This is a genomic window from Phenylobacterium sp. (genome assembly GCF_035276905.1).
GTDB lineage: Bacteria > Pseudomonadota > Alphaproteobacteria > Caulobacterales > Caulobacteraceae > Phenylobacterium.
Genome location: NZ_DATELG010000011.1, coordinates 1 through 3599 on the forward strand (window position 1 = coordinate 1; position 3599 = coordinate 3599).

Sequence of the window (3599 nt, forward strand, 5' to 3'; positions counted from 1 at the left end):
GAGGCGCGCGCGGACCTGGATGCAGCCCATGACGAAGTCTCGCCCGGCGAGCGCGCCACGGGCGATGCGCCGGAGGCGGGGGCCGAGACCGGCGCCGCCGTCGACTGGTCGCGCGCCGGCTCGGGCGGCAGCTTCGACGCCGCGCCCGACAACCTGGAGGGCCTGCTGCATCGCGAGCAGACGCTCGCCGAGCACCTCCACGACCAGCTCGCCGTGGCCGGCCTGCCGCCGGCCGACGCCGCCGTCGCCTGCGTGCTGATCGACGGGATCGACGAGGGCGGGTATCTGCGGCTGGAGCTGGACGAGGTGGCCGTGCGGCTGGGCTGCCCGCTGGCGCGGGTGCAGCAGGTGCTGGGCGTGATCCACGGCTTCGAGCCGACCGGCGTGGGCGCGCGCGACCTGCGCGAATGCCTGATGTTGCAGCTGAAGGAGCGCGACCGGTTCGATCCGGCGATGGCCGCCCTGCTCGACAACCTGCAGCTTCTCGCCCGCCGTGATCTCCCGGCGCTGAAGCGCGCCTGCGCGGTGGACGACGAGGACCTGCGCGAGATGATCGCCGAGCTGAAGGCGCTGACGCCACGGCCGGGCGCGGCGTTCGGCGGCGAGCCGGCCCAGCCGGTGCAGCCGGACGTCTTCGTCCGCGAGGGCGCGGGCGGCCTGTGGCACGTGGAGCTGAACAGCGAGACCCTGCCCAGGCTGCTGGTCGACCAGCGCTATCACGCCCGCGTCGCCTCTGGAGCCCGCTCAGATCAAGAAAAGACCTTCGTCGCCGACTGCATGGCCCAGGCCAGCTGGCTGGTGAAGAGCCTCGACCAGCGCGCCAAGACCATCCTCAAGGTCTCCTCCGAGATCGTCCGCCAGCAGGACGCCTTCCTGGCCTATGGGGTGGAGCACCTGCGGCCGCTGAACCTGAAGACCGTCGCCGACGCCATCGGCATGCACGAATCGACCGTCAGCCGGGTCACCTCGAACAAGTACATCGGCACCCCGCGCGGGGTGTTCGAGATGAAGTTCTTCTTCACCTCGGCGATCCAGGCGACCGAGGGCGGCGAGGCCCACTCCGCCGAGAGCGTGCGCCACCGCATCCGCCAGCTGATCGACGCCGAGGCCAGCGAGCGCGACGTCCATTCCGACGACCGGATCGTCGAGATCCTCAAGGAGGCCGGCGTCGACATCGCCCGGCGCACCGTCGCCAAGTACCGCGAGGCGATGCGAATCCCCTCCTCGGTCGAGCGCCGCCGGATGCTGAAGGCGGCGGTGTAGTCCCTCCATCAAGGGAGGGAACGGAAGCACTTGGCGGCCTTGCTTGCGCGTCCCATCTGAGCAGCAAATGACCGCGCCCGATCCGCACGCCCGTCCGCTTTCGCAGGTGGTCCGCGACCTCTCCAGCAGCGAGGCCCAGAGCATGAGCCTGGGCGAGGTGGTCGATGCGCTCGGCGCCAGCGCCCTCGCCGGCCTGATCCTGGTGTTCGGCCTCGCCTGCGCGCTGCCGCTGCCGCCGGGGGCGACGACGGTGTTCGGCCTGCCGCTGGTGCTGCTCTCGCCGCAGCTCCTGTTCGACCAGGCGCGGCCCTGGCTGCCGCGCCGGCTGCGCGAACGGCGGATGTCGATGGCCGACCTGCGCGGCGCCTTCCAGCGGATGACGCCCTGGCTCACGCGGATGGAGGCGCTCTCGCGTCCGAGGCTGGGTTTCGTGGTGGGCGTGCAGGGCCGGCGGCTGATCGGTCTGATTTGCACCGTGTTCGCCCTGGTGCTGATCCTGCCGATCCCGCTGGGCAACATGCTGCCGGCGACGGCGGTCAGCGTCCTGTCGCTGGCGCTGATCCAGCGGGACGGGGCGATCGCCATGGCGGGCTACGTCTTGGCCGCCGCCAGCGTCGGCGTCCTGGTCCTGGCGGCCAACCTCGTCGGCGCGGTGATCAAGACGGGGCTATCGATGCTGTTGCCGGCTTGACACCATCCGGCAGGAGGCGCGTTGATCAGGTCATGCAAGTCCAAGTCACTGGCAAACACGTCGATGTCGGCGATGCTCTGCGGACGCGGGTCGCTGACGAACTCTCCACCAGCATCGGCAAGTACTTCGACCGCGGCGGCGGCGCCGACGTGGTCGTCAGCCGCGAAGGGCATTCCTTCAAGGTCGACTGCGCGGTCACCCTGGCCTCCGGCCAGCAGCTGACCAGCCACGGCCTGGGCGGCGACGCCTACATGGCGGTGGGCGCGGCCATCTCCAAGATGGAGACCCGCATCCGGCGCTACAAGAAACGGCTCAAGGACCATCACCACCAGGCCTTGGCCAAGCAGCAGGAGACGGCGGCCTATTTCGTCCTGCAGCCGACCGACTTCGAGGAAGAAGACGAGGACGAGTGGGCGGCCGAATCGATCGAGAGCTTTCCGGAGTCGATGGTCATCGCCGAGACCGAGACGCCGATCCGCACCATGACCGTCTCGATGGCCGTCATGCAGCTCGATCTGACCGAAGCGCAGGCAATCGTGTTTCGAAATGCCGCGCACGGCGGTTTCTCGGTGGTATACCGCCGCACCGACGGTAACATCGGCTGGATAGATCCAGAACGGACGAAAAGTACGAACGGGGCGGGAAACGACGGAACCACCGGAAGCTAGCCACGCTTCGCGTTCCGTCACGATGGCAGGGTAAACGCCCCGTCGTCGGAACTTGAGTTTTTGGAACAGATGCAGATCGGCGAGCTTCTCGATCGCAACGCGATCGCCCTGCGCGTGAGCGCGGCCAACAAGCGGCAGGTCTTGGCGTTGATCGCCGAGATCGCCGCCCGCAATCTCGGTCTCGACGCGGCCGACGTCCTCGACGCCCTCGCCGAGCGCGAGCAGGCCGGCTCGACCGGCGTCGGCCACGGCGTGGCCGCCCCGCATGCCCGCCTCGAAGGCGTCGAGCGGATGCGCGGCGTCTTCGTGCGCCTCGAGCAGCCGGTGGACTTCGAAGCGGTCGACGAGCAGCCGGTCGACCTGATCTTCGCCCTCTTCGCGCCGATCGACGCCGGGTCCGAACACCTGCGCGCGCTGGCCCGCGTCTCGCGGCTGCTGCGCCAGGCCGAGCTGCGCCAGCAACTGCGCCAGGCCCGCACCGCCGACGCCGTCCACGCCCTGCTGGTCCAGGACAGCGGCTCGGCGCGATCAAGCGCGGCTTGAGCCGACCACGAAGATCGGCTTCGCCGAAACCACGAAAAGCACGAAAGCCCGGCGCGACCCTTCGCGGCCCCACTTCACCGGCGCGTTCGTGTATTTCGTGTTTTTCGTGGTTCTAAGATCGAACGAACTTAGTTCGATCAACAGGGGGCCAAGAAAAAGCCGGTCCGCCCGGAGCGGACCGGCCTTTCTTCTCCAGTGGAGCGGACCCAGGGCGACTAGTGCACCGACACCGGGGCCAGCTCGTGGGCAAGCGCGGCGGCGACCGCGGAGTCGCGATCGGTCAGGACCGCCAGGCGTTCGCCGTCGGCGCGATGCACCGCATACAGCGTCTGCTCGGGGTCGAGATCGAAGCCTTGCACCTGTGCGGACGGAACACTTGCGATGATCTCCGCCGCCTTCACGGGACGGACGTAGACCAGATGCGGCGCGCCGAG

The 3599-nt window shown here is 69.2% G+C and carries 5 protein-coding genes; 4 read left to right on the forward strand and 1 reads right to left on the reverse strand.

Annotated elements, in window-relative coordinates:
* The 4 genes from rpoN to ptsN all read left to right on the forward strand — a co-directional run.
* On the forward strand, nt 1–1263 hold a 1263-nt coding region (rpoN, locus tag VJS38_RS00375; protein ID WP_324086176.1), incomplete at its 5' end, for an RNA polymerase factor sigma-54.
* Between the two features lie 67 nt (nt 1264–1330).
* Nucleotides 1331–1954 carry an exopolysaccharide biosynthesis protein gene (locus VJS38_RS00380; RefSeq protein ID WP_324086177.1) on the forward strand — a complete coding sequence of 208 codons (624 nt, stop codon included), beginning with the start codon at nt 1331–1333 and terminating at the stop codon, nt 1952–1954.
* 32 nt (nt 1955–1986) lie between these two features.
* Nucleotides 1987–2622 carry a ribosome hibernation-promoting factor, HPF/YfiA family gene (gene hpf, locus VJS38_RS00385; RefSeq protein ID WP_324086178.1) on the forward strand — a complete coding sequence of 212 codons (636 nt, stop codon included), beginning with the start codon at nt 1987–1989 and terminating at the stop codon, nt 2620–2622.
* Nucleotides 2623–2691: 69 nt separating this feature from the next.
* Nucleotides 2692–3165: a PTS IIA-like nitrogen regulatory protein PtsN gene (gene ptsN, locus VJS38_RS00390; RefSeq protein ID WP_324086180.1), complete on the forward strand. Its 474-nt coding sequence runs from the start codon at nt 2692–2694 to the stop codon at nt 3163–3165.
* Between the two features lie 215 nt (nt 3166–3380).
* Here ptsN and VJS38_RS00395 read toward each other — a convergent pair.
* A partial coding sequence (locus VJS38_RS00395; RefSeq protein WP_324086179.1) for a DUF1150 family protein occupies nt 3381–3599 on the reverse strand: 219 nt, incomplete at its 5' end.

Excerpts from the sequence above, each read along its gene's own strand:
- VJS38_RS00380 (WP_324086177.1), top strand. The coding sequence starts at position 1,331 with ATGACCGCGCCCGATCCGCACGCCCGTCCGCTTTCGCAGGTGGTCCGC.
- ptsN (WP_324086180.1), top strand. The coding sequence starts at position 2,692 with ATGCAGATCGGCGAGCTTCTCGATCGCAACGCGATCGCCCTGCGCGTG.
- hpf (WP_324086178.1), top strand. The coding sequence starts at position 1,987 with ATGCAAGTCCAAGTCACTGGCAAACACGTCGATGTCGGCGATGCTCTG.